The following is a 26,733-nucleotide window of genomic DNA, read 5'->3' as shown; positions in this document are numbered from 1 at the left end:
TCCAGGCTTGCTCATCTTCTTAATGTAAGTATGCGACACAAAAATGTCGTAAGAATAAATAGAGTAGAAAATCATGAAGAAAGAGGGTGGCTTTTCGAGGTAAAATGATAAATTGTATTAGTTCAGACCTGATCTGACACTTCGATTTGAAAAGAAGAGAGTTTCCCGTTTTGATGTTGGTGTCGAATCAATACCTGAACAAAGGAAACTCTCTATGCTTGAGTCTACCAATCCAATCATCAAACACGAAGCCGGTTTGCTGAACCTTGCCCAAGAACTCGGTAATGTGTCTAAAGCCTGCAAGGTTATGGGTGTCTCCCGAGATACGTTTTATCGCTATCAACAATCCGTTGAAGAAGGCGGTGTTGATGCTCTGATTAATCAAAATCGGAAGGTGCTTAATCACAAAAATCGTGTTGATTCCGCGATTGAAGAAGCTGTTAAAGCGTATGCGGTAGAACAACCTGCTCATGGGCAAGTTCATGTGAGTAATGAACTCAGAAAACGCGGTATCTTTGTTTCAGCCAGCGGTGTTCGCTCAGTGTGGCTAAGGCACGATCTGGAAAACTTTAAGAAGCGCCTGAAAGCTCTGGAAGCCAAAGTCGCTGAAGAAGGCATCATCTTATCGGATGATCAGGTCGCAGCGCTTGAACGTAAGAAGCTGGACGATGAAGTCAGTGGCGAAATAGAAACGCATCATCCAGGTTATCTGGGGTCTGAACTACTACAAAAACTATAAGCAATATTCTAAATCAGCATTATTTTAATGCACCCATTAACTAAATTGGAAAGAGATACTTGATAAGTGACAACCTGCCAATTCTTCCACTTAGCTCCTACCTACCATCTTACGGTAGAGCGAAAGCCGACTAGGGCCGGCTTTTCAAAATTATTCAGCATTACAATTGAAGCGTGTACGAGTCTGTCAGTCAGCCTGGATGTTTGCCGTCGCCTATAGCGGATCTGTTTTTTAGTCGATGAACTCCCGGACCCAATCCTTAACGTTCTCACTCAATTCAGTCAGTTCGCCAGCCTCAATACAGGCCTGCAGGTTTAAATCAGGTTCTATTTCTATGGTGTCATCGTCAATCACAGTCGAAGACAGTAGCCTGCTGTTGTCATAGAATATGACTCCATCACACAGAGGCATTGCGTTTTTTATACCAGCATGTGATTTTGCCACACCAATTTTTACGTCGCCTTCGGACAATTCGCGGCTAGATCTGACCACATACAGATCCAATGATTCAAGCCCCACTACTAGCATAACGATCTCAACACCAGCCGCTTTGATGTCTCCGATTCGATCGATATCCTCTGGCCGCTCCAAAGATGACAGAAAAATAAAGTCACCATCTTCTTCAGCCTGTCGTAGCAGGGCAGCTTTCACCTTTTCACTTATTTCAGCCTCAGTAGAGTCTGGGTTCACCATCTCAAAAATGGTGCGTTTAATTAATGGCGGCCCAAAATCGGAAAGCAAGGCTTCGCCGGCCGTATGTTTTCCTGATTGAGGAGCACCAGCTAGTAAATAGCATGTTGCTTTCGAGTTGCTCATAATGCAGCTCCCGGTTGTTAATCAAAGTGGGCTGGAACAAACTTCCCTCCCGTGAACACACCTGACCGTCGCTCGCCGCTTTCAGATATTTCTACCAGCAAGCCTGCATGCTGCTCATCCGGCACGTAACGGACAGTTCTAACAGTTTTGATTTTTCGCACCTCCTGTTTTTTTACCATCTGAGAAAGCGTTGGCAGCTTTACATTATTAGGAGCAAGCTCTACCTTCGCAGAATTCGTTAATATTCTTTCAACTTCCACCGGACTAAGTTGGTCTAAGATAAGTTGGCCAAGAGTTAGTGTTAGTTGCATTTGTGCTTGCACCGACCTGGACTGGGCCGCTGCTCGTTCCGCAATAATTCCGACGAGATCTGTAGGAATCCGTACGGGCTTGGTTGCGTTTGCCATTTTTTTGCTTCCTATGAGGAAATTCCTCATCGCTTGACTTTGGCGGGGCCGCTACTGAGTAGTAATGGATTGCAATTACCATCCAAATAGCTGTTGCCGCCAGTTGCATCGCATATTTACCTAAAAATTCGAATGTCATTTATATACTCCTACTTGAGCCCATTCTATTAATGGGCAAATACGCGTACTTGTAACCGGTCATGAGGGAAGATCACATATTGTCTGATTTCCAGAGCCGGCCTTGTTTTAGCTTATGAAAGGATTTCGATAACCTTCTCCACTAACGGTTGATATTTAAAAGCAGGAGAACCTGCCCTGATGAATGAAAAACAATGTTAATATAGCACACCTGTATCGTTTTGCTACAGAAAATTTATACCTACCCGTTTCTTGAAGATACACACTAAAATATGCGTAGAAATCCCGTAAAATAAGCCATTCACAAAGCTAAAGACAGCACAAGCAAGCCAAGCCAAGCTCACAAGACAAATGGAAATCCAATTCCGCCGTCCATGAACAAACTTAAAATCCAGCCGAGAAAGTACCCACACGACTAAAAAAGCGCGCTGGATTCTAATAACTTCCGCCTTTTTGCATCTATACGCTTACCATCCGCTTTTACTGATGTTCCTGAGAGAGCCTGTCACTCGGTCGATTAACCGCTTCGGCACCTCACACTCTTTCATATGTCTTCTAACGGAATCCCTTGCACTATTAACGCGATCTACGATGTTCGGTAGCTCTGCCAACAAAGGAGCAGACGTATTAACGACTGCCTCTAGGTCTGAGTATTCGAAATCACTTTGCTTTCCATTGATAGTCATGTTGTGGCGTTCAGTCCACCGATTACCTGGAATGTAGTTAAACCCTACATCAAATGCCGGAGCCAACCTCCAGCGCCCGTCTTTATGTACAAACCCAAAATTTTTGGAATGATCATCCTGATTACGCATGATCACGTTAAAAACCATCCTACGAAGCATTTCTTTTGCATCATTCAATGGCAAGCGTAATCGGCGCATTACTGAAAATGCTTCTTCATACGAATACAATCCAGGGGCCTTGAAGTCTGCATGATCCATAGCGCACAGACTTTGATAATGAACTTTCCGATTACCATCTCGGTCGAAACGCTTTGTAAGAAAGTGAGCCCGGTCTCCCTCCTCCAACAGCTCACACGGCATCATATCTATACCAGCCTCTGTCGCTGCCAAATAATACGCATATTCTAATCGCCCATATCCAGCAGGATCGCCAAACGTTTCTGCAGTAGAGCTCCGCTCTTTAACCCCATCGAATTTAATAAGGTAATGCTCATACCCTTGCGGAACATCAACTTGACCAGATACAACATGGGTACGGTCGCTATTTAAAGCAATAACCGCCTTAGGGCGGGCGCCGCCTGCAGATGTGCCTACCTGTAAAATCTCACTAAGGCCTTCTGTACTTACCTCAACGTTCAGGTCAGAGCGCAAATCAATAACGCTTTGTGCTAACTCCACAAGCTGAGCAATATTCACATCCATAGGCTTCACTTTTTGTTCGCGCATTTGCGGTAAATACTCCAGCGCCCCCATTCCGCGAGTACCTGTATATAGCAATCGCTCCACCGGAGTGAATGACCCAACATCGCGATCATTCCGAATAAGCCAAGCATTAATTATCGCATTACCGTAATCATCCGGCAGCGTATCAGCTAACGCGCCAGGCAAACCGTGGTAAGTTTCAGGATTCAGATATGGAAACGAAAAAATTTGCTTTGTCAGTGGCAAATGAATTGGAGAAATACTGTAGCCAGTTTCAATCCACTCCTCAGCGTATTCAAAACTACCCACTAGGCGCTCAGTATCAAAATAGACGGCGCCAACAGTTTTTCCGTCGATTACAACCTCTGCTGCATTTGTCATCTTTACCACTCAACGCCTCCTTCATCAGCATCCTTTTCCGGATTTGAAGTCACCACCCGCTTTCTCGGCCTACCCTGATTCTTCAGGACTTGCATTGGACTTATCTGCTCCTCGGGGAATGCAGCAACCACTGCATCCAACAACCCTAACTCATTCACAATAGCCAAGAATCCATCCAGGCCAGCATCTCCCGTTACCTTCGTAATTCTTCGATAGGTCTTTGGAGCAACATCAGAATTAGAAGAAAGATCAACTTGCTTTATATCTCGAATAATCCTTAGGGACTCAATTCGCCTGCCAATTTCAGCCCTAGCCTTCAATATTTTATCCCTATCTCTATATCCCATATATTACCCCTTGCGATTATAAGATGAGCCTTAAGGGCAACATAATACCCCTTGAAAGACATTAAACATCACGATTCTCTATAGCACAACCTACAAATAGCATAAAGGGATATAAAATACCTCTTATCTAGCAAAAGCAAGTACAAGAAGCACTATATTACCCTTAATATACCTCCTGGATTGAAGCCCATCGCAATACACAGATCTAAAATTAACTTACCACCCATTGCGAGCACTCAAAGCTTTTGTGAACTCGAGATATGGCGATACAGATACAAAATCTAGCGCAATACAGTTTTCTTGAATGCTCTCAATTTAGAAGCACTTATTTCAGTGCGTTCTAGCGATATGCACGAAGGAACAGAAGTTGCTGCAACAGCATAAGAAAAGGAAAAGCCACGACCAGAGCGGCGGAGGGAAAAGATTCGAATCTATGCCTGAACTGAAACTTGCCAGCTACTACACTGCTGAAGTGTTACTTACGTAAACAATAAATTTGCTTCTAAAACTATCAATTGATCTGCATTTCGAGTATCAGCCTACCTAGATACATACAGTTGAAAATCAATAACCAATGAAATCATTCGTTATCAATTAAAGACAGAAACTATCAATTTTCTCTAGTCATTTTCATATATCACTAGAACTTACAACCGCCCACTAGTGCCACACCAGAAGCCGTATGGTGTGGCGAGCGGAAAGGCCGCACACGCCATTGTTTTTGCCAGTCATGCTGCTGATTAGAAATCGAATAAATTGAGGCCGATACCAGCGCTTCTTCTTCTGACATCGGCGGCATAATGCCCGGCAAACGGCTGGCTAACATGGTTTTGCCGGTACCGGGCGGGCCAATAAACAGCAGGTTATGTTGCCCCGCGGCAGCGATCTCCAGCGCCCGTTTGGCCTGTGGCTGGCCACGGACATCAAGTAAATCCGGCATCAGTGGATTTTTTTCGATATGGGCGGCATCAATCGGCACAATATCGCGCAGGCTGTCCTGCCCCTGTAAATAGGCCGTCACCTCCAGTAAAGAACTGGCCGCATAAAACTGGCCACTGGTGCATAACGCCGCTTCTTCGGCATTGGATTCGGGCAGCACCAGGCGTTGTTCCGCTTTGGCTGTCTGCAACGCCGCGGGTAGCACCCCGGGAATCGGCTGCAATTCACCGTTTAACGCCAGCTCGCCAATAAATTCATGACCTTCTAAACGTTTTTCAGACACCTGCTCAGAAGCGACCAGAATCCCCAGCGCAATCGCCAGATCATAACGACCACCGTCTTTGGGTAAGTCGGCCGGAGCCAGATTAATGGTGATGCGCTTGGCTGGGAATTCAAAGCCACTGTTAAGAATGGCGGAACGCACCCGATCTTTACTTTCTTTAACAGCAGTTTCTGGTAATCCCACTAAACTCAGAGAAGGTAATCCGCTGGACAGGTGCACTTCCACATACACACGGGGAGCATCAATGCCCAGCTGAGCACGGGTATGAATTCGGGCGAGTGACATAGGCAATCCTTGCGGTCATCAGAATGAGATAAAACTCTCGTTAACCCTGAGACTAAGCCAGTCATCATGGGTGCCATAGGGTTATACTCAACAGATTAAACTTTTTTCTTATCTGAGCAGTCAGATCACTTATTCATTATTTTTTATTCAGGAAACCGCTATGGCTGATTTTCAAGCACGTACTGTCCTGTTCACCAGCGCCCTGCTGTTATTATCAGCCTGTGGTGGCGGAGGTGGAGGCTCTTCTTCGGGTGATTCTTTGTTTGAAATACCAGGGGCGCCGCAGCCACAACCGCAACCGCAGCCACAACCGCAGCCAGACCCCAATGTAAGATTCAGTATCAGCGGGCAGATTTCAGTTCCGGCACAGACTTTTGTTGACAGTGATATTAATGATATTTTTGCGCCGCACACCAGCAACAGCTCCCCGGTCGTTGCACAGCCCCTGCCCAATGTTGCCACGGTTCAGGGCTTTGCCTCAGCCCGGGGAACCGGTGGTAACGCCAATATTGAGCGTTTTACCGACACCGCCGATAGCGATGATTATTACCGGGTGTCATTACTTCAGGGCCAGGTGATACGCCTGCAGGTGGTCGATATCGCTTCAACTTCTCTGCTCGATGACAACGACGACCTTGATCTGTTTTTACTGCCAATCAACCCTGACTGTCAGGTCGACGGTAATGGTAGTAAAAGCTGCTCCAGCGGCCTGATTGGTTTTGACCCAAACAATCGCCTGCAACCTGAAGAAACCATTACGGTTCCACAGGATGGCGAGTACCTGATTAATGTATTTGCGTTTTCAGGCGCCTCAAAATATGTTTTAACCATCAGTCAGCCAACCTCACAGAGCAGTCGTTTCAGCGACTTTGTCCCGGGTCAGGCGCTGGTTGCTTATGACACTCAACCCGCTGCCAGTGCTTTTGGTATGACACGGCAACAGCTGGCAAGTGGCGAAGGCACAGAATGGCCGGTTGTGATGGATCTGAACACCACCACGACACAGGCCCGCTTGCAAACGACCCTGTCAGCAAGTACTCAACAAGATCCGTTAAAAACCTACAATGAATCCTTGTATGAGCGCCGCCAGACTCTGATTGATATAAAACGCATGGCGCAGCAGAGCGGTGTTCGTTATGCCGAGCCAAACTTTATTCGCTATGCCCAGCGAGTTCCGAACGACCCACTGTACAGCCTGCAATGGCATTACCCGGCGATTAACTTGCCTCAGGCTTGGGATATCTCTACCGGTGAAGAAAATAACGTGATTGTTGCCGTGCTCGATACCGGAGTTTTTCTCAACCACAGCGATTTATCTTCTAAGCTGGTCGCGGGCTATGACTTTATTTCCGATGCTGCCAACGCCCGGGATAATAACGGCATCGACAGCAACCCGGACGACCCGGGTGATAGCCCATTACGCGGCCAAAGCTCGTGGCATGGTACCCACGTTGCGGGCACGATTGCGGCCGCCTCCAATAATGGCATTGGTGTTTCCGGGGTCAGTTGGGGCGCTCAGATCATGCCGATCCGGGTGCTGGGGCAACAAGGTGGTTTATCCTCCGATATTATTCAGGGCTTGCGCTATGCCGCCGGGCTGAGCAACAGCAGCGGTACTCTGCCAGCCCAGAAAGCCCAGATTGCGAACTTGTCATTAGGTGGCCCGGGGTTCTCTCAGGCAGAACAACAGGTTTATCAGGCAGTACGTGACAGCGGTATGATTATTGTTGCCGCCGCCGGTAATGAATCGACTTCGGTACCGAGCTATCCGGCTGCTTATGACGGCGTGATTTCGGTCAGTGCCACGGATGCCAGCCAGGCACTGGCACCCTACTCCAACTTCGGCAGCACCATCGACGTTGCCGCCCCCGGCGGTAATCTGCGGGTTGATGTCACAGCGGATGGTCGCCCGGACGGTGTTGCCAGTACCTTAGTGGATGATCAGAGTGGTCAACGCCAGAGCGCCTTCAGTTTTCTGCAGGGAACGTCCATGGCCTCTCCTCATGTTGCCGGAGTGATTGCGCTGATGAAATCGGTATACCCGGCTTTAACACCAGCCTTGTTTGATTCACTGCTCAGCAGTGGCCGGTTAACCAACGACCGCGGCGTCAATGGTCGTGATGACTCCTTTGGTCACGGTGAAATCGATGCCTTTAAAGCAGTACTGGAGGCACGCAGCCTGGCTAATGGCGGCAACCCACCACCATTACCGGTATTGCTGCAGTCGTCACCATCGGCACTGACCTTTGCAGCCTCTGGCAACCAAACCTTTACTGTCACCAATGCAGGAGGCACGGCCTTAACCGGTATCACACCATCAGACAACGCAACCTGGTTGTCGGTTGCACTGACCACAGACAACGGCAATGGTTTAGGCACTTATACCGCTACTGTTGATACCACAGGCCTGGCAGATGGTATTTATCCGGCCACTATTCGCTTGAGCCCGGTCGTCAGCGACAGCAGTTCACCGGCTGACCTGATCATCAATGTTGCACTGGCGCTGAACGTCAACACCTCCAGCGGTGGGCAGATCACGCAGCACTATGTTTTATTATTTAATGCCGATACTAACCAGCAGGTTGGCAGTATTGCAGCACAACCCGATGGCCGCTATCAGGCACCCGGACTGGCACCCGGTCGCTATCGGGTTCTGGCAGGCTCGGATATTGATGCTGACAACCTGGTGTGCGATTCAGCCGAAACCTGTGGTGCCTACCCGATTCTGGGTGCGCCGCAGATCGTGGTAATTGACAATAGCAATGTGACCGGCATCGATATCCCGGTTCAGGTTGCTTCCGGTGGAGAGGCGTCCGCCACAGGTCTATCAGGTCAGTCAGAAGAAAAAACGCTCGACCCTAGACGGGTTGAGATAACGGGAAAAGTATTGGCGCGTTAACGTCACATTAGTATAAAAAAGAAAAACGCACGATAAACTGGGTTTATCGTGCGTTTTTTATTTCGCGGCTTCAGCTATTCAAAGACTTATGTAGCCATTAAAAAGCCAGGTTGCCAATTGCCGGGCCATTTAATGTTCCCAGATACAGTCCTTCCTCTTCCGGCTGAACCGACGTAATTTCACCAATCGCAACCGCAGCCTGATCATGCAGGCTGTGCAGGATTTTTCCCTCTGAACTTAACTGAATTACCAAACCATAGGCCGGTGGAACAGGAGCCAGATCGTGGGGTAATTTGGCTAATTGATTTTTAACCCAGGGCAGTGGCTGAATTTTATCAATCAACTGGCTTCGAGGGGCAAAAATAGCTAACCAGAAAGAGCCATCAGCATCGGTTGCAATGCCATCCGGAAAGCCCGGTAATTTATCCAGAAAAATATCTTTTTGTCCGGCTTTTTCTCCGCCAATCCATACCCGACTGATACGATAAGCAAAGGTTTCGTTAACCAGAACAAACTGTTGGTTGTTAGCAACCGCTACACCATTGGCAAAAAATAAATCATTCGCCAGTAATTTCAGGCTGTTATTGGCCGGGTCATAAGCAAATAAACGACCAGAAGGGTCGGCATTTAAGCCATCAAAAAAGTGATCTTTCAGAGAAAACAGCGCACTGGCATCGCTGAAATAAATCGTGCCATCGGCGGCGATATCAACATCATCAACAACGCCTAATCGTTGGCCCTGGTACTGATCCACCAGTGTGGTTAAATTCTGTTTGGGCGTGAGTTTTAACAGCCCTTTTTCACCGTCGGCAATAATCAGGTTCTGTTCCTGATCAAATGCCAGACCCAATGGCCGACCGCCGGTATTGGCCAACACTTCCCAATCACTGTAGGGGCATTTGCGTAAAATATCGCCATTTTCAACCCCGGTATACACACACTTCAGGGTATCCACGGCAATATCTTCACCGCCGCGACTGCCCGCAGGTAAGCTGGTGAGCTGAGTAACCTGCAGTGCATCATTGGGCGCTAACACACCATTCATGGCTAACGGCCGCGACGGCTGAAAGGCTTTGGAATCAATTGGCGAGGGATAAGCAATTGCACCAGCAATCACAATAATAAGGACAATAAACAACTTCCACATAACAGCTCCTGATTTTATTGTGTTCTGTTTATAGAAAAGTTCCATAAAAAAGCTCAGGGAGTTCCTGAGCTTTTCGAGGTGCTGTTGAATATAACAGGCTCTACACCAATAAATAACCACCATCGACATTGATTGTGGTGCCGGTGGTATAGCTGGACGCAGCGGAAGCCAGATACAGTACAGTGCCTGCCATTTCTTCTGGCATCGCCATACGTTTCATCGGGATATGCAGCATCGCTTGTTTCAGGATCGCGTCATTGGTAGTTAACGCGGAAGCAAACTTGGTATCGGTTAAACCGGGTAATAACGCGTTCACGCGAATGCCCATTTGCGCACATTCTTTGGCAAAGGTTTTGGTCATCGAAATCACCGCGGATTTAGTGATGGAATAAATACCCTGAAAATCCCCCGGCACCACGCCATTGACTGACGCCACATTAATAATGCTGCCACCCCCATTTTTCTTCATCAGCTTGCCACCTAATGACGACATAAAGAAATAACCGCGAATATTTACATCCACCGTTTTCTGGAATGCGCCTAAGTCAGTATCCAGCACATGACCAAAATACGGGTTAGCGGCGGCGTTATTCACCAGAATATCCAGCTTGCCATGTCGCTCTTCAATGACTTTAAAACAGGCTTCCACCTGCTCCATTTCACCAATATGGCAGGCTAAGGCTTCGGCACTGCCACCGGCTTCTTTAATTTCGTCCGCAACCCGCTGGCAGCCATCAATTTTACGGCTGGAAACAATCACATGAGCTCCGGCTGCGGCTAATAATTTGGCAATGCCTTCGCCAATACCACGACTGGCACCCGTTACCAAAGCCACACGACCGGCAACCGAAAATAACTCTTGAGGATTCATACTATTTATCCTTATTTTTAATGGATATGGGATTAGCGATAGGTCACAAATGATGACCCTGCCGCCGCCAGGTGGTGATGTTCATTACAACTGGCCAGGCTTTTCTTACCCGAACGGCTGTATAAAATCTGGCTGATGCCTGCGTTTAATAATGTCCAGTTTAATTCAAAGGCCTTGGCATTATTTAATGCCAGGCAGTGTTGAGCAATGGCAGTAATAGGGCCACCGGAGGTAAATACCACAGCATCCTGCCCTTCCAGTTGTTGAATTAAATCGTCCAGTGCCTGATTACAACGAGTGGTAAAGCTTTGCCAGGACTCCTGGTAATCCTGATGTTGGCCTGAGATCCAGCGTTCAATGGCCTGAGCAAATACCTGCTGAAAGGCTTTACGACGATTATCCTGCTGTTGTAACCAACGGCCAAAGTTTGCTTTATCCTGAAATTCCGGGAATGCACAAGCCACCACATCGTCGGAATCGAATTCATTAAAACCGGGCATTTCAACAACCGATGCAGCCGAGTGCCAATGCTTCTGAGCGCCTTTCAGCGTTTCTTCATGACGCACCATAGCACCATGTACTACACAAGCCGGAGTAATACCACGCGCCAACAGCGCCTGCCCCACCAGCTCACTTTGCTGCCAGCCCAGTTCCGATAACTGATCGTAATTCAGCTTACCGAAGCTAGCTTGCCCATGACGAACCAAATAAATACTGGCCATGTTATTTTAAACCGCTTTTTTTAATAATTTTTTTGCAGCGCCAGTTCAGGTAATGCACCACCAGCCAGAAATTTTTAAACGCCGGATTATCAGTTTGTTTATGGTGATAACGATAATAAATTTGCTGCACAATCACAGCCAAACGGAACAGTCCGAAGACTTCATAAAACGGCCATAACGATTTATCCAGATTCATTTTCTGGCAGTAATAATCAACAATCTCATCACGGCTCAACATACCTGGTAAATGACTGGGTTGTCGACGCAGAGAGCGCATGACAAAATCATCATCGGCCTGCACCCAGTAGGCTAATGCTCCACCAAGGTCCATTAACGGATCTCCCAGCGTTGCCATTTCCCAATCCAGAACCCCGATAATATCGCCGGGTTGATCCGGATTCAGCACCACATTATCCATACGGTAGTCGTTGTGAATAATGCAGGTTTTTACATCATTCGGCTGATGTTTGGCTAACCACGACATGGTTTTATTAAAGCCGGGAACATTCCAGGTTTTGGCTTTGACATAACGCTTGCTCCAGCCTTCAACCTGGCGCTGAACATAGCCCTGCCCTTTACCCAGATCATCCAGACCCGCCGCCTGATAATCAACACTGTGCAGGTCGATCAGTTTATCCACCACCGACACACATAAATCATGTGCCTGAGACTTTTCCAGCCTCATACCTTTGGGCAGATTACCGCGGGGGATGATGCCAACTAATTTTTCCATCACGTAAAAGTCACAGCCAATTACACTATGATCATCACAAAAGGCCAGCATATCCGGTACAAACGGATAAACCGGTTTCAGTCGTGCCATCACTGTGTATTCACGTTTCATATCATGTGCACTGGCGGCTTTATGACCCGCCGGTGGGCGACGCAGAATATATTGTTGCTTTTTACCATCGTCTCCTTTGGCATAACTAAGCTGATAGGTAAGGTTGGATGCACCTCCTGAAAATTGTTGTACCTCAGGTAAGGCATCACCCAGATTCAGGCCTTGTGCATTTAACCAATGATGCACCGCAGCAATATCAAACGCATCACTGCTGCGTAACGCTTTGGGTTGGTCAATAAACTGTTCGCTCATTTCACACCTGCTTCGGCATCCTGCTGCAATTGTGTTTTCAGATTCGGGTCACGATTTTTTAACGCTAACGAAAATTTATCCATTTGTATGCGGAATAACCACGGCAGATATTTTTTAATAAAATATGCCCGCCGTCCGGTTGGATGTGGATTACAGATAATCTGATTTTTCTGCATGGCTTTAAACGCCGCATCGGCAATATCGTCGGCATTTAATTCGGACGCCTCAAACACTTTATCCACAAATTTATACATCTGTGGGTCAGAGGTTTTCATGCCTTTATCCAGATTGGTACGGAAAAACCCGGGGCAAAGCGCCGTAGTACCAATACCATAGGGTTTTAATTCGAAGTGTAAGGTCTCGGATAAGGCAACAACCGCTGCCTTGGTGACGTTATAAGAGCCCATGGCGGGTGCTTTCATTAATCCGGCCAGCGAGGCGACATTAATAAAATAACCCGACTGTTGTTGTTTCATCAGGGGAGTAAATGTACGACAACCTAAGGCCACGCCTTTAATATTGATGTCGATAATCCAGTCCCACCAATGCCATTCACCGGCTTCAATACGGTCACCCGTGGCAACACCGGCATTGTTAATCACCACATCGATGGTTTGCCAGCGCTGGATAACCTCATCGCGCAGGTCATGCCACTGCGTTTCATAACGAACATCAAGTGGATACACCCAGCCATTGCCACCCGCTTGCTGCACCAATGTCAGTGTTTCCTGGGCACCCTGTTCATTAATATCGGCAATACAAATTTCACTGCCTGCTCTGGCAAAACGCAATGCCAGTGCTCGTCCTAAACCCGATGCTGCACCGGTAATTAATACTTTTTTTGTCATCATTATTTCCCGCTGGCAAAGTCACGATATTTAGCCAGCTCAAATTTGGCAATTAAACCGCGATGGACTTCATCCGGGCCGTCGGCGAGGCGAATCGCCCGGGCAGCCATAAAAATAGCCGACAGCGGGTAATCATCCGACAATCCACCACCGCCATGAATCTGCATCGCCGCATCGGCGATTTCCTGGGCCATATTCGGGGCAATCACTTTAATCTGCGAGATTTCACTCATCGCCCCCATGGCACCAACGTTATCAATCATCCAGGCGGCTTTTAACACCAATAAGCGAGCCTGTTCGATATTCATGCGTGCGTTAGCAATAATGTCGCGGTTGCCGCCCAGGTTTGCTAGCGGCTTGCCAAACGCTACCCGCGATACGGCACGCTGACACATCAGTTCTAACGCTCGCTCGGCACCGCCAATCATACGCATACAATGGTGGATACGACCCGGGCCTAAACGACCCTGTGCAATTTCAAACCCACGCCCCGGCCCTGCAATCACGTTCGACAATGGCACGCGCACATTGGTAAAGCTGATTTCACCATGACCAAACGGCTCATCGTAATGACCAAACACCGGCAACATACGCTCGATTTTTACCCCCGGCGCATCCATTGGGAATAACACCATTGAATGTTGTTGATGACGGTGGGCTTCAGGGTTGGTCAGCCCCATAAAAATTCCGACTTTGCAGTTTGGATGACCAATGCCGGTGCTCCACCATTTGCGGCCATTCAGGACGATCTCATCGCCTTCCACCACCGCGGTGGCCGCCATATTGGTTGCATCAGAAGACGCAACCGCAGGTTCTGTCATACAAAAAGCAGAACGAATTTCGCCAGCCATTAACGGCTTCAGCCATTGCTCCTGCTGCTCCGGGGTGCCGTATTTTTCCAGCACTTCCATATTGCCAGTGTCAGGGGCGTTACAGTTAAAAATTTCAGAGGCGATCTGAGAGCGGCCCATCAATTCCGCCAGCGGCGCGTATTCCAGATTACTCAGACCTGCGCCATGTTCGTCATTGGGAAAAAACAGATTCCACAAGCCCGCCGCTTTGGCCTTGGCTTTGAGCTCTTCAATGATGGGCAGTACCACCCACTTGTTCTCCAGACTGTGCAGCTCACGCAGGTAGTCGTCTTCAATCGGCTCGATCTCAGTCGCCATAAAGTCTTTAACGCGCTGAATGTAGTCTTGCGCTTTGGCGGAGTGTTGAAAATCCATGGTCTGAATCCTGTGGTAATAAACGAAGCAATGGATTCAGTGTAGGGAGGGGGAATGAATGAAAGAAATGAATGTTTTGAATGTAGATCTATTCACCTTAAGAATAATCCAGAACGGCGATTATTCTTCAGGCGATCAATTTTCAGATAACAGGGTTTCGGTTAATCCTGCAGTCTCAGCTTGGAAGTTGCACTATCCAGCGAATCAGCATCGGTTTCTGAGCCCAGTTTAATCATCAGGCGCAGATCGTTTGGCGAGTCCGCATGAGCAATGGCATCTTCGTAAGTGATTTCACCCTGCTCGTATAACGCGTACAGCGCCTGGTCGTAGGTCTGCATGCCCACTTCGTTAGATTTACGCATCAGCGGTTTTAATTCGTGTACTTCGCCTTTACGAATTAAATCCGATGCCAGCGGTGTATTAATTAATACTTCAATCACCGCACGACGACCTTTGCCATCCGGTGTTGGAATTAATTGCTGGGCAATAATGGCTTTTAAGTTGAGGGATAAATCCATCCAGATCTGGCTATGGCGCTCAGTTGGGAAAAAGTGAATCACTCGTTCCAGGGCCTGGTTGGCGTTGTTGGAGTGCAGCGTCGCCAGACATAAGTGGCCGGTTTCAGCAAAGGTGATGGCGTGCTCCATGGTATCCGCCGACCGTACCTCACCAATCATGATGACATCCGGAGCCTGACGCAGACAGTTCTTCAGACCAATCTCAAACGTCTCAGTATCCAACCCCACTTCCCGCTGGGTAACAATGCAGCTTTCGTGCTGATGGATAAATTCAATCGGGTCTTCAATGCTGAGAATATGGCCTTTGGAATTGCGGTTACGATAACCAATCATCGCTGCCAGCGAGGTTGATTTACCGGCACCGGTGGCACCCACAAATAAAATCAGGCCACGCTTGGACATCGACAAATCTTTGATAATGTCGGGCAGACCAAGCTGATCCAGACTCGGAATCCGGGTCTCAATCCGCCGCAACACCATACCGGCGACGTTACGCTGATAAAACGCCGACGCCCGAAAACGACCAATACCACTGGCATTAATGGCAAAGTTGAGTTCTTTTTTCTCTTCAAACTCATCCTGTTGCTTGCCGTTCATCAGGCCCAGCACAATATCGCGGGTTTGTTCGGCACCCAGCGGATTTTTCGTCAGTGGCATGATGCTGCCATGCACCTTCATCGACGGCGGAACACCGGCGGTGATAAATAAATCGGAGGCGCCTTTTTCCACCATCAGACGCAAAAACTTATCCATAGCCATGGAGAGTTACCTTTCTAATCTGTCCTTATCTATATCTATATCTATCGTCAGCGTCAGAAGTTATCCGGCACTTTGGCTTTTTCACGAGCGGTATCACGGCTAATCAAACCCTTCTGAACCAGTGTCTGTAATGACTGGTCCATGGTGGTCATGCCATAGGCACCACCGGTCTGGATAGCAGAATACATCTGCGCCACTTTATCTTCACGAATCAGGTTACGAATCGCCGGAGTACCGACCATGATTTCGTGAGCCGCCACACGACCACCGCCACTTTTCTTCAGCAGTGTCTGAGAGATCACGCCCTGCAGAGACTCAGACAGCATTGAACGTACCATGGCTTGTTCTTCGGACGGGAACACGTCAACAATCCGGTCAATGGTTTTAGCTGCCGAGCTGGTATGCAACGTACCAAACACCACGTGACCGGTTTCGGCTGCAGTTAACGCCAGACGGATGGTTTCCAGGTCTCGCATCTCGCCCACCAGAATCACATCTGGGTCTTCCCGCAGGGCAGAACGCAGCGCTTCGTTAAAGCCCAGGGTGTCACGGTGTACTTCCCGTTGGTTAATCAGGGATTTCTTCGATTCGTGCACAAATTCGATCGGATCTTCTACCGTCAGGATGTGGTAATACTTACTTTCGTTAATGTAATCCAGCATCGCCGCCAGCGTGGTCGACTTACCCGAACCGGTTGGTCCAGTTACCAGCACAATACCTTTATGGGTATCTGCCAGGTCTTTAAACACCTGACCCATGCCTAGCTGGTCCATGGTCAGTACTTTGGAAGGAATGGTCCGGAATACCGCGCCAGCACCACGGTTATGGTTAAAGGCGTTTACCCGGAAACGCGCCACGCCCGGCACTTCGAAGGAGAAGTCAGTCTCAAGGAATTCTTCAAAATCCTTACGCTGCTTATCGTTCATGATGTCATATACCAGACCGTGTACTTCTTTATGGCCCAGCGACGGCAGATTAATACGACGCACATCGCCGTCAACACGAATCATAGGGGGCAGGCCTGCCGACAGGTGTAAGTCGGACGCGCCTTGCTTCGCGCTGAACGCCAACAGTTCGGTAATATCCATTCACTTCTCCTCAGAAAAAACAATTCGTCAGTTTCTGTACCTGACTTATGGTGGTCATCATACGGCAGAGCGCTGACTGATAACAGAATGCCATTGGCAGCGCTGGCCCGGTTTCTATATCCTAGCATCGAAATAGCCACCAAGATGTTAAACAAACCGCTGTTATGCCTACTCCCGAACAGAACTATCAACAGGTCATTAATCGTTTACAGCAAGCCTGCGATCAGGCTGAGCGAGCGCCTCAGGCAGTCAAGCTGCTGGCTGTCAGTAAAACCAAACCCGCCGCGATGGTTGAAACGATTTATCGGCAGGGCCAGCGCAGTTTTGGTGAAAACTACCTGCAGGATGCTCAGGAGAAGATTGACGCCCTGCAACATTTAACCGATATCGAATGGCACTTTATTGGCCCGATTCAGTCGAATAAAACACGGCCGATTGCCACCCACTTTCATTGGGCGGAGACGGTGTGTCGCGACAAGATCGCCCAGCGCCTGAATGATCAGCGTCCGGCTGATATGCCACCACTTAACGTGCTGCTGCAAATCAACATCAGTGGCGAAGACCAGAAAGCCGGTATTCAACCAGATGAGGTCGATCAACTGGCAGCATTGATTGCGCAGTTGCCCAACCTCAGCTTACGTGGCGTGATGTGTATTCCGGAAAATACTCAGGATGGTGCGGCGTTGGCGCAGCAGTTTGAGGCCATGCAGCACCTGTTTCAGCGACTGCAACAAGACTATTCGTCAGTCGACACCCTATCGATGGGCATGTCGTCAGATATGGCCTTAGCGATTGCTTACGGCAGTACCGAAGTGCGCATTGGCACCGATATTTTTGGTGCCAGAAGCTGAATACCCTCTACACTCAGATACAAGATACAGATATCAGGTCGTCGTACTTCTCGGAGCCTTCGGCCTGTCGATATAAGGAAACCTCATGACACAAATCGCATTTATTGGTGGCGGCAATATGGCCACCAGCATTATTGGTGGCTTAATCAAGCAAGGTGAAGCGAACCCGGAGCTGGTGCACGTCAGTGATCCGAATGCCGAGCAGGTGGCTCAGTTAAGTGAGCAGTTTGGCATTCAGGGGCATAGCGATAATCAACAGGCGATTGCCAATGCCGACGTGGTGATTATGGCGGTTAAGCCGCAGGTGATGAAAGCCGTGCTGGAACCATTAAAAGCCACCCTGAGCGCACGCCAGCCCATGCTGATTTCGATTGCCGCCGGCATTTCACTCGACTCTCTGGCGCAATGGAGTGGTTGTGATGCCATTGTGCGCTGCATGCCCAACACACCATCATTACTTGGCCTTGGCGCAACGGGTTTGTTCGCCACTGAACAGGTATCGCTGGATCAGCGCAATATTGCCGATTCTTTATTACGCGCTGTTGGCATTAGCGTCTGGGTGCAAAGTGAAGCCGAGATTGACGCCGTTACCGCAGTATCCGGCAGCGGCCCGGCGTATTATTTCCTGCTGATGGAAGCCATGGTGGAAGCCGGTAAAAAGCTCGGTCTGAGTGAAGAAACCGCTACTCAGTTAACCCTGCAAACGGCACTGGGAGCAGGAAAAATGGCGCAGGAGTCCGATGTAAACCCGGCCGAGTTGCGTCGTCGTGTTACCTCACCCGGTGGCACCACTGAACGTGCGATCCAGACCTTTGAAGCGGCTCATTTGCGCGATATCGTTGAAGCGGCGTTACAATCGGCCAATGATCGTGCTGGCGAGCTAAGCCAGGAGCTGGCAAATTAATCCGCTTGCTGGTATTAACGCGTTAACAACCATTAAGTCCAAACTCATATAAGCCAAACACAACGGAGTAAGCATGTCTGCTTTATCACAAGTTGGAATGTTATTAGTGAATACCATTGGCAGCATGGTGCTGCTGATTGTGATGCTGCGCTTTTTGCTGCAACTGGTACGCGCTGATTTCTACAATCCGATTTCGCAGTTTATTGTGAAGTTCACCAACCCGATTCTGATTCCCTTGCGTCGTATGGTTCCCAGCATTGCTGGCTTAGATACCGCGTCGTTATTGCTGGCTTACGTTGTACAGGTGTTGGTGATGGTCGCCACTCTGATCGTTGCCGGTTCCGGACTGGCTCTGCCCTGGGCCAATATTCTGGTGTGGGCACTGATTGGCCTGCCAGCGCTGATTCTGAATGTGTATTTCTGGGGGTTAATCATTACCGTGATCGCCTCCTGGGTTGCGCCAAATTCCTACAACCCCGCACTGATTTTAATCAATCAGATTCTGGAGCCAGTAGTGCGCCCGATTCGTGAAAAAATGCCGGATATGGGTGGCATTGATTTATCACCGATTGTGGTATTTCTGGTGATTCAGATTGTCGAAATTATGGTAATTCGTCAGTTAGCGGTGATAACCCAAATGCCTCGTGGCTTAGTTTTTGGCCTTTAAAACTAGCTACGTTGCTGCTTCAGCGTTAAAAACAAACTCATAATGCTCATTTATTATTTATAAACTGCGCTTCTTCGTCTGTTTTTGCCTTGAATCAGCGGCCTCGCAAACGTTTTACACTTCACCAAAATAGTTAGCCAACCTTTTTACGCGGCGCACTTTTCCCAGTTTTACGGGTTGAGCTGCGCCGTTTGCGTTGATAACTCCCTTTCGGTTTTTCCATTTTAATACCGGATAAACCACTGATATCCAGCCCACGGGCATCGTCCACCAGCTGATACAACTCCTGCTGTAATGGCTGCATAAAACTCTGATAATTCAGCTGACGCTCACTGATGGCATTCAGTTGCTGTTCCCATAACGCCGTGCGATCCGGCAGCGTGGTAGAAGCGGGTAATACCCGGATCAGCGCTTTTCCCAGTTCCGTAGCGCGAATTTGTTTGCCTTCACGGCGTAAAAACTGGCGGGTAAATAACAGTTCTATAATACTGGCGCGCGTGGCTTCGGTGCCTAAACCATCGGTTTCTTTTAATACCTTTTGTAATTCTTTATCCGAGACAAAACGATTAATGCCCGTCATCGCAGCCAGTAAGGTGGCATCGGAAAAATGGGCTGGAGGCTGGGTGTGTTTATGAGCGATCTGCCCTTCATGGCACCACAACGATTGCCCTTGAGTGAGTGGCGGCAAATGGGGCTGATTATGAGGATTGTTTTGCTCGTCACCCTCAGACGTGTTTGTTTTCGCCGACGCTTTCTGAGGCATCGCCTGCTTCCAGCCGGGCGTTAAGGTTTCTCTGGCACTGGCACGAAATAAACCACCCGCAATGCGAAGTTCCACCTTGGTATCGGCATATTCGAACGCCGGATAAAACTGCAACAAATACTGGCGCGCAATTAAGCGATAAACGCCCTGTTCCCATTTACCAAGCTTCTCCAGTGAGGTCTGTTTCGCAGTCGGAATAATGGCATGGTGAGCATCCACTTTGGCATCGTTCCAGACTTTGCTGCGTAATGAAAAATCCGCATTCGCCACAACAGAGCCTAATGCCTGATCATTATTCTGAATGGCAGCAGACACCGCAGGAATATCGCTCAGATGCTCTTTCGGTAAATAACGGCAGTCGGACCTTGGGTAGGTGATCAACTGGTGTTTTTCATACAACGCCTGACACACATCCAGTACATGCTTGGCACTCATACCCAGCGCTTTGGCGGCATCTATCTGTAATGCCGATAAATTGTAGGGCAGCGGTGCAAACTGCTTTTTGTCGTTGCATTGAATCGCTTCCACCACGGCAGGTTGTTGTTGAATGCGCTGGGCGACGTTTTGTGCCAGCTTCAGATTTAATACCCGACCTTCTTCATCCTGATGCGCGGCACAGGCCTCACTGGGAAGCCACTTGGCTCTAAATGAAGTAGCTTGATCGGGTGTTAATGCAAGCTGAGCGTAAACCTCATAAAACGGCTTAGAAACAAACTCGGCAATGTCTTCATCCCGGCGAACCACCAGACCCAGCACCGGTGTTTGCACCCGCCCCACGGATAACACTGAGTTAATTCCTGCCTGCCGACCTTTAATACTAAATCCGCGGGTCAGATTAATACCGTACAGCCAATCCGCCCGGGAGCGTGCCAGCGCCGACACCGATAACGCGGTAAAGTCACTGTTCGGCCGTAAACCACTTAAGGCTTTTTTTACTGCGTTTGGGTTAAGGTCAGAAATTAAGCAACGCTGAATCTGCTGCTTACGGGTTTTTGAGACCTTAAGGAAATCGAACACCTCATCAACCAATAACTGCCCTTCCCGATCCGGATCGCCCGCATGCACCAGCTGATCAGCTTCTTTCACCAGCTTACGTAATACCGACAGCTGTTTTCGGGTTTTCGGTTTTGCCTGTAACTGCCACTGCTCAGGCACAATAGGTAGGTGATCCAGTCGCCATTGCTTGTACGCCGGGTCATAAGCGTCTGGTTCAGCCTGCTCCAGTAAATGACCAATACACCAGCTGACCACATCACCATTGGCGGCACGAATAAACCCTTCGCCTTTATGGTGAGGCTTGGGTAATACCGCGGCAATTGCACGGCCTAAACTGGGTTTTTCAGCAACAAAAAGTCTCATGGCACCAATTTCTACGAAGACTGGTTAACTGTATATAAAAACAGTATTTAATAAAAGTCTGGATCTGCTCAAAAGGATCGGTAGAATCAATCCACCCCCATCACCGAAAGGAGCTCGTTGTGTCTAATTTTGCCGGAAAAGCCTATGGCATGAACGTCATCACCCCACTCCGGTGGTGGACTGCCATCTGGCAACAAATCATCTTCTGGGTCGTGGTTAAAACCTTCCCCTATTTTGTTAAAGGTCTGCTGACCTTATCGCTGATCCATTACGCCCGCTGGACCATTATTAACCGCTGGTCGTTTCCGCACCTGGATAAATCTCAGCCTAAAGAAAAGCTGCACTACAGCTATATGTTGTTTGAAAGTAACTTTAACGGCAGTTGGGACCAATATATCGACTCGTTTTCATTTGCGATCCCATCAGGTCTGGATATGTTCTGGCGCTGGAATATCCGTTACCCCAAATCCATCCCACTGCACGATTTCTACAATTACATTCGCTTTAATCAGGTCGAAACCAATCATTACTACAACGCCTATCCATTGGCCGCATCCAATGACGTAAAAAGTGCACAAACCTTATTTGAAGGGCTGACCGAACTGGCGCAACAAGTGGATGAGCTAACGGATGATGACTTTTTGGCAAGGTACAATCACTTCCTGGCGGATCATCAGGAGTCACTCGGCAGTATGGATGTTGGCCCGGTCATGACACTCAACCCGGCAAAGGAGGCATAAACATGGCAAATACATTTGGCGAGTCTTATGGCTTAACCTGTTTATGTCCGATTAAAAACGGACAATGTGAAACCAATGACGATGATAATTTTGACCTGGCATCCTACGATAAAATTACCCGACGTCGATTGCAGACCTTGCCATTAAACGAGCAGAGTCCGTTTGCCAAAGTGCCTGATACTTACTTTGCCCGGTTATTTATTTTAAATGATGTTTTTTTTGAACAGGGCAACGAGGTAAAACGGGATCACCTGAAGTCCAAATATCTGGTTTTCACCTCAAACTTTCATGGTGAGTTAGAACCTTACCTTGAAGGTATGTGGCACAACGCTGAGTCTGAGATCCGTAATATCTGGCAATATGCGGTTGGTTTTGAGCGGGTGAATGATGCCGCATCATTTATCGAATACATCAAAAAATGCCAGCTGACGACTACCTTATTTTTTAATGGATCGACCGATAAATCATTAAAACAGCAGTTAAAGTCGCTCTATGTGAAGCAGGTATTCAGCGAGTTTGTGCTGTTAAATCAGGGTAAAAACGCAGCGGATTTAAAAGCAGCATTTAAAGAATTTCTGCAAGATGTGGAGTTAGATAATCTGAACTCGCCCAGTTGGGTACCCGGCCAGACACAACTCAGCACGAGCCCTGCCACCACATCAGAAAACGCATAAGCCAAAGGATTGCATCATGAGCACTAACCGACCACTCGATTTATACGATATTCAGGGAAATATCTGCAAAGGTTATGGCCGCTTTGGCTTTCCGAAAGCACGTTACTTTTTTCTGGAGTTTCATCACCCAAAGCGGGCACGGCACTTTCTCAAACAACTGGTACCATTAATTACCACGGCAGAGCGCTGGGCACATAAAGACCACCCCGCTCCAGAAGAAAAACCAACCGTCACCACCAATATCGGTTTCACATTTTCCGGCTTAAAAGCACTGCAGTTACCGGAACTGTCGCTCAGAGGCTTTCCTCTTGAATTTCAAATGGGCATGCGTGAACGAAAAGCCATTCTTGGTGATGATGGCCCCAGTGATCCACAACACTGGGACCCGGTCTGGCAGGGAGAGCATGTTCATGCCTGGGTTTCGATTAATGCCCAGAATGAAGAAGCGTTGCAGCAACATTACCTGAAAATTGAACAGCTGATCTCAGAGAGCCAGAGTGGCGTTTCTATTCGCCCGGGCCATAAAGGGCCCAATGGCGAGTTGTTTCCTTATCAGGACGCCTCTGCAGTGTATGAAAATGGCAAACCCGGCCCGAAAGAACACTTTGGCTTTACCGACGGTATTGGTAATCCGTATTTTGAAGGCTGCGGTAACGATCTCAGTCGTCTGCCTGGCCGTGGTAAGTTAACCCGCGATGGCAGCTGGGTTCCGCTGGCGACCGGTGAATTTATTCTCGGCCATATCGATGAAGCCCAGGAATACCCACCGGCACCGACACCCAAATTACTGGCATTAAACGGCACCTTTATGGTGTACCGGAAGCTGCATGAAAACGTCAAAACCTTTCAGGATTACGTCGACAATCAGGCAAAGGACTTTGATGGCAGTAAAGAATTATTAATGGCGAAGTTTGCAGGTCGTTGGGCTGACAATGGCGCTCCATTGGTATTAGCGCCCGATGATCAGAGTAAAGCCGAGCTGGATAAAACGCTGGCCGAGTTAACAGCAAAAGCCAACAGCGGTGATCAGTGCGCTGCCGGGCAGTTAAAAGCTCTGAAACAGAAGTGGATTGATTTCACTTACGACGATGACAAGTCAGGGGCAAAATGCCCAGTTGGCGCTCACGTCCGCAGGACCAATACCCGAGGCTCACTGGAAACTGAAAAAGAAGCCTTTAACAGCAAAGGCGCGCTGGTTGATCGTCGCCGCCTGATGCGCCGTGGCTTACCTTATGGTGGGCATGACGAGCTAACCAACGACAACAGCGAGCAAGGCATTATCTTTATGTGCATTGGCGCCAGCATTGAGCGCCAGTTCGAATTTGTGCAGCAACAATGGGTGAACTACTCCAACGACTTTAAGCTGGGCAATGATAAGGATGTGTTCCTCGGCAATCATAATGGCCAGTTAACCGATAAAGCGATTATTCAGGCTGAACCGGGCAGTGGTAAAGCGCCGTTCTTCTGCACTCACCTACCCCGGTTTGTTGAGACACGCGGCGGTGATTATTTCTTTATTCCGAGTATTACAGCCCTAGAGATGATTGCTCAGGGGATTGTTGATCCGGCATAAAGGCTAGTTGCAGAACCAAGCTTGCTGCATTCATCATAAATCACCTTCTATGGCATGGATGCCATAGTAGAGCCTCCAGGGATGGATCCACGGCGTGTGATGTTGATGGATTCAGTGAGGTTGGTTTTCTCACCTTCACCATCCGGTATTCCCTCACAACACGCAGCAAGTACGTCCCTGTATGCTCGACTGCTGCATCCTGCAGCAGACGGTTGCTCCGGGAACACCGAATGATGAAGATTGAATGGTAATTAAATTCAGGAAGTTTCTTACAGGCAATAAAAAACCCCGACCGCATAAGCGATCGGGGTTTTTAGGATAAGAGCTTGACGATGACCTACTCTCACATGGGGAAACCCCACACTACCATCGGCGATACTGCGTTTCACTTCTGAGTTCGGAATGGATTCAGGTGGTTCCACAGCTCTATTGTCGTCAAGCAAAGCTTGTTGTTTTATTTACGTCTGACTGTCGTCTTATTGATGCGACTGCGTAAGTAAAACCAATAGGGTTGGATACATGAGTTTTTTAATTAAGATTCTCTTACGAACCGGCGGTGCCGATTGTTCTTTACTCTGTTTTATTCAGAGTTGGCTTGTTAACACCACCAAGTTTGGGTGTTATATGGTCAAGCCTCACGGGCAATTAGTACAAGTTAGCTCAACGCCTCACAACGCTTACACACCTTGCCTATCAACCAGGTAGTCTTCCTGGGCCCTTTAGGGAGCTCGAAGCTCCAGTGAGATCTCATCTTGAAGGGGGCTTCCCGCTTAGATGCTTTCAGCGGTTATCCTGTCCGAACGTAGCTACCGGGCAATGCCATTGGCATGACAACCCGAACACCAGAGGTTCGTCCACTCCGGTCCTCTCGTACTAGGAGCAGCTCTTCTCAAATCTCAAACGCCCACGGCAGATAGGGACCGAACTGTCTCACGACGTTCTAAACCCAGCTCGCGTACCACTTTAAATGGCGAACAGCCATACCCTTGGGACCGGCTTCAGCCCCAGGATGTGATGAGCCGACATCGAGGTGCCAAACACCGCCGTCGATGTGAACTCTTGGGCGGTATCAGCCTGTTATCCCCGGAGTACCTTTTATCCGTTGAGCGATGGCCCTTCCATACAGAACCACCGGATCACTATGACCTACTTTCGTACCTGCTCGACGTGTCTGTCTCGCAGTTAAGCCGGCTTATGCCATTGCACTAACCTCCTGATGTCCGACCAGGATTAGCCGACCTTCGTGCTCCTCCGTTACTCTTTGGGAGGAGACCGCCCCAGTCAAACTACCCACCACACAGTGTCCTCGATCCAGATAATGGACCTGAGTTAGAACCCCAAATTGACCAGGCTGGTATTTCAAGATTGGCTCCACGCTAACTGGCGTTAACGCTTCAAAGCCTCCCAGCTATCCTACACAAGACAATTCAAAGTTCACTGTGAAGCTATAGTAAAGGTTCACGGGGTCTTTCCGTCTAGCCGCGGGAACGCAGCATCTTAACTGCGAATTCAATTTCACTGAGTCTCGGGTGGAGACAGTGTGGCCGTCGTTACGCCATTCGTGCAGGTCGGAACTTACCCGACAAGGAATTTCGCTACCTTAGGACCGTTATAGTTACGGCCGCCGTTTACCGGGGCTTCGATCAAGAGCTTCGCCGAAGCTAACCCCATCAATTAACCTTCCGGCACCGGGCAGGCGTCACACCCTATACGTCCACTTTCGTGTTTGCAGAGTGCTGTGTTTTTAATAAACAGTCGCAGCCACCTGGTATCTTCGACCGGCCAGAGCTTACGGAGCAAGTCCTTCACCCTAGCCGGCGCACCTTCTCCCGAAGTTACGGTGCCATTTTGCCTAGTTCCTTCACCCGAGTTCTCTCAAGCGCCTTGGTATTCTCTACCTACCCACCTGTGTCGGTTTAGAGTACGGTTTCTTTGTAGCTGAAGCTTAGAGGATTTTCCTGGAAGCATGGCATCGACCACTTCGGACTCCGTAGAGTCACCGTCATCACGTCTCGGCATTGAAGACCCGGATTTGCCTAAGTCTTCTGCCTACCAGCTTAAACACGGACAACCAACGCCGTGCTGGCCTAGCCTTCTCCGTCCCCCCATCGCACTACAAACAAGTACAGGAATATTAACCTGTTTCCCATCGACTACGCTTCTCAGCCTCGCCTTAGGGGCCGACTAACCCTGCCCCGATTAACGTTGGACAGGAACCCTTGGGTTTCCGGCGGGGGAGTTTTTCACTCCCCTTATCGTTACTCATGTCAGCATTCGCACTTCTGATACCTCCAGCCTGGTTCAC

General features: G+C 48.7%; 21 protein-coding genes, 2 rRNA genes and 1 pseudogene (1 of these 24 cut by a window edge). 8 read left to right on the top strand and 16 right to left on the bottom strand.

The annotated features are described in order from the left end of the window. Positions 1–214 precede the first annotated feature (214 nt). Positions 215–721, top strand: a pseudogene (locus tag ACO05E_RS08975) (helix-turn-helix domain-containing protein); the annotation flags it as partial. Positions 722–970: 249 nt separating this feature from the next. Here ACO05E_RS08975 and ACO05E_RS08970 read toward each other — a convergent pair. From ACO05E_RS08970 to ACO05E_RS08950, 5 genes are all read right to left on the bottom strand, one after another. After that, positions 971–1,555 carry a hypothetical protein gene (locus tag ACO05E_RS08970; protein ID WP_419812598.1) on the bottom strand — a complete coding sequence of 195 codons (585 nt, stop codon included), beginning with the start codon at positions 1,553–1,555 and terminating at the stop codon, positions 971–973. Between the two features lie 17 nt (positions 1,556–1,572). Continuing rightward, positions 1,573–1,962 carry a TA system antitoxin ParD family protein gene (locus tag ACO05E_RS08965; protein WP_419812597.1) on the bottom strand — a complete coding sequence of 130 codons (390 nt, stop codon included), beginning with the start codon at positions 1,960–1,962 and terminating at the stop codon, positions 1,573–1,575. A gap of 605 nt (positions 1,963–2,567) precedes the next feature. Next, positions 2,568–3,869, bottom strand: a complete 1,302-nt coding sequence (locus ACO05E_RS08960) for a type II toxin-antitoxin system HipA family toxin (protein WP_419813675.1) — start codon at positions 3,867–3,869, stop codon at positions 2,568–2,570. A 2-nt stretch (positions 3,870–3,871) separates the two neighbouring features. Further along, positions 3,872–4,216 carry a hypothetical protein gene (locus tag ACO05E_RS08955; protein ID WP_419812596.1) on the bottom strand — a complete coding sequence of 115 codons (345 nt, stop codon included), beginning with the start codon at positions 4,214–4,216 and terminating at the stop codon, positions 3,872–3,874. A 640-nt stretch (positions 4,217–4,856) separates the two neighbouring features. Continuing rightward, positions 4,857–5,723 (bottom strand): YifB family Mg chelatase-like AAA ATPase, encoded by an 867-nt coding sequence (locus ACO05E_RS08950; RefSeq protein ID WP_419812595.1) that lies wholly within the window; start codon positions 5,721–5,723, stop codon positions 4,857–4,859. A 160-nt stretch (positions 5,724–5,883) separates the two neighbouring features. On the opposite strand from ACO05E_RS08950, the gene ACO05E_RS08945 reads away from it, so the two are divergent. After that, complete coding sequence (locus ACO05E_RS08945; RefSeq protein ID WP_419812594.1) at positions 5,884–8,622, top strand: S8 family peptidase; 2,739 nt, start codon at positions 5,884–5,886, stop codon at positions 8,620–8,622. Positions 8,623–8,719: 97 nt separating this feature from the next. Here ACO05E_RS08945 and ACO05E_RS08940 read toward each other — a convergent pair whose 3' ends face one another. From ACO05E_RS08940 to ACO05E_RS08905, 8 genes are all read right to left on the bottom strand, one after another. After that, the gene (locus ACO05E_RS08940) at positions 8,720–9,769 is read right to left on the bottom strand and encodes an SMP-30/gluconolactonase/LRE family protein (protein WP_419812593.1); all 1,050 of its coding nucleotides are present in this window, start codon (positions 9,767–9,769) and stop codon (positions 8,720–8,722) included. Positions 9,770–9,869: 100 nt separating this feature from the next. Then, positions 9,870–10,640: an SDR family oxidoreductase gene (locus ACO05E_RS08935; RefSeq protein WP_419812592.1), complete on the bottom strand. Its 771-nt coding sequence runs from the start codon at positions 10,638–10,640 to the stop codon at positions 9,870–9,872. A gap of 32 nt (positions 10,641–10,672) precedes the next feature. Next, positions 10,673–11,362, bottom strand: coding sequence for a histidine phosphatase family protein (locus ACO05E_RS08930; protein WP_419812591.1), 690 nt, complete (start codon positions 11,360–11,362; stop codon positions 10,673–10,675). A 1-nt stretch (position 11,363) separates the two neighbouring features. After that, positions 11,364–12,458 (bottom strand): phosphotransferase family protein, encoded by a 1,095-nt coding sequence (locus ACO05E_RS08925; protein ID WP_419812590.1) that lies wholly within the window; start codon positions 12,456–12,458, stop codon positions 11,364–11,366. Next, positions 12,455–13,309 (bottom strand): SDR family oxidoreductase, encoded by an 855-nt coding sequence (locus ACO05E_RS08920; protein ID WP_419812589.1) that lies wholly within the window; start codon positions 13,307–13,309, stop codon positions 12,455–12,457. The genes ACO05E_RS08925 and ACO05E_RS08920 overlap by 4 nt, the downstream gene beginning before the upstream one ends. Then, positions 13,309–14,532, bottom strand: coding sequence for an acyl-CoA dehydrogenase family protein (locus tag ACO05E_RS08915; protein WP_419812588.1), 1,224 nt, complete (start codon positions 14,530–14,532; stop codon positions 13,309–13,311). Before ACO05E_RS08915 ends, ACO05E_RS08920 begins: the two co-directional genes overlap by 1 nt. Positions 14,533–14,693: 161 nt before the next feature. Continuing rightward, a complete protein-coding gene (locus ACO05E_RS08910) occupies positions 14,694–15,809 on the bottom strand; it encodes a PilT/PilU family type 4a pilus ATPase (RefSeq protein WP_419812587.1) in 1,116 nt (371 codons plus the stop codon). 53 nt (positions 15,810–15,862) lie between these two features. Continuing rightward, entirely contained in the window at positions 15,863–16,897 is a 1,035-nt protein-coding gene (locus ACO05E_RS08905; protein WP_419812586.1) for a type IV pilus twitching motility protein PilT, read from the bottom strand. Between the two features lie 164 nt (positions 16,898–17,061). Between ACO05E_RS08905 and ACO05E_RS08900 the strand changes: the two genes are divergently transcribed. From ACO05E_RS08900 to ACO05E_RS08890, 3 genes are all read left to right on the top strand, one after another. Next, complete coding sequence (locus ACO05E_RS08900) at positions 17,062–17,748, top strand: YggS family pyridoxal phosphate-dependent enzyme (protein WP_419812585.1); 687 nt, start codon at positions 17,062–17,064, stop codon at positions 17,746–17,748. An 85-nt stretch (positions 17,749–17,833) separates the two neighbouring features. Then, the gene (proC, locus tag ACO05E_RS08895) at positions 17,834–18,652 is read left to right on the top strand and encodes a pyrroline-5-carboxylate reductase (protein ID WP_419812584.1); all 819 of its coding nucleotides are present in this window, start codon (positions 17,834–17,836) and stop codon (positions 18,650–18,652) included. Positions 18,653–18,725: 73 nt separating this feature from the next. Beyond that, entirely contained in the window at positions 18,726–19,319 is a 594-nt protein-coding gene (locus ACO05E_RS08890) for a YggT family protein (RefSeq protein WP_419812583.1), read from the top strand. Between the two features lie 133 nt (positions 19,320–19,452). Here ACO05E_RS08890 and ACO05E_RS08885 read toward each other — a convergent pair whose 3' ends face one another. Further along, entirely contained in the window at positions 19,453–21,441 is a 1,989-nt protein-coding gene (locus ACO05E_RS08885; RefSeq protein WP_419812582.1) for a DNA topoisomerase III, read from the bottom strand. Positions 21,442–21,560: 119 nt separating this feature from the next. On the opposite strand from ACO05E_RS08885, the gene ACO05E_RS08880 reads away from it, so the two are divergent. From ACO05E_RS08880 to ACO05E_RS08870, 3 genes are read left to right on the top strand one after another with little or no spacing between them, the layout of a single operon-like run. Continuing rightward, positions 21,561–22,181, top strand: coding sequence for a hypothetical protein (locus ACO05E_RS08880; RefSeq protein WP_419812581.1), 621 nt, complete (start codon positions 21,561–21,563; stop codon positions 22,179–22,181). A 2-nt stretch (positions 22,182–22,183) separates the two neighbouring features. Then, on the top strand, positions 22,184–22,855 hold the full coding sequence (locus tag ACO05E_RS08875) for a hypothetical protein (protein WP_419812580.1): 672 nt from the start codon (positions 22,184–22,186) through the stop codon (positions 22,853–22,855). A gap of 16 nt (positions 22,856–22,871) precedes the next feature. Then, positions 22,872–24,428 carry a Dyp-type peroxidase gene (locus ACO05E_RS08870; RefSeq protein ID WP_419812579.1) on the top strand — a complete coding sequence of 519 codons (1,557 nt, stop codon included), beginning with the start codon at positions 22,872–22,874 and terminating at the stop codon, positions 24,426–24,428. A gap of 324 nt (positions 24,429–24,752) precedes the next feature. On the opposite strand, the gene rrf is transcribed toward ACO05E_RS08870, so the two are convergent. Together rrf and ACO05E_RS08860 are read right to left on the bottom strand one after the other, a co-directional pair. Then, positions 24,753–24,868: ribosomal RNA gene (gene rrf, locus ACO05E_RS08865) — 5S ribosomal RNA — on the bottom strand. Between the two features lie 184 nt (positions 24,869–25,052). Continuing rightward, positions 25,053–26,733 (bottom strand): 23S ribosomal RNA (locus ACO05E_RS08860); it runs 1,207 nt beyond the window's last position.

The organism is Bacterioplanoides sp., assembly GCF_965226395.1.
Classification (GTDB): Bacteria; Pseudomonadota; Gammaproteobacteria; order Pseudomonadales; family Oceanobacteraceae; genus Bacterioplanoides.
Note: the sequence above shows the minus strand (reverse complement) of the source record. Positions and strands in the feature narration are given on the sequence as shown.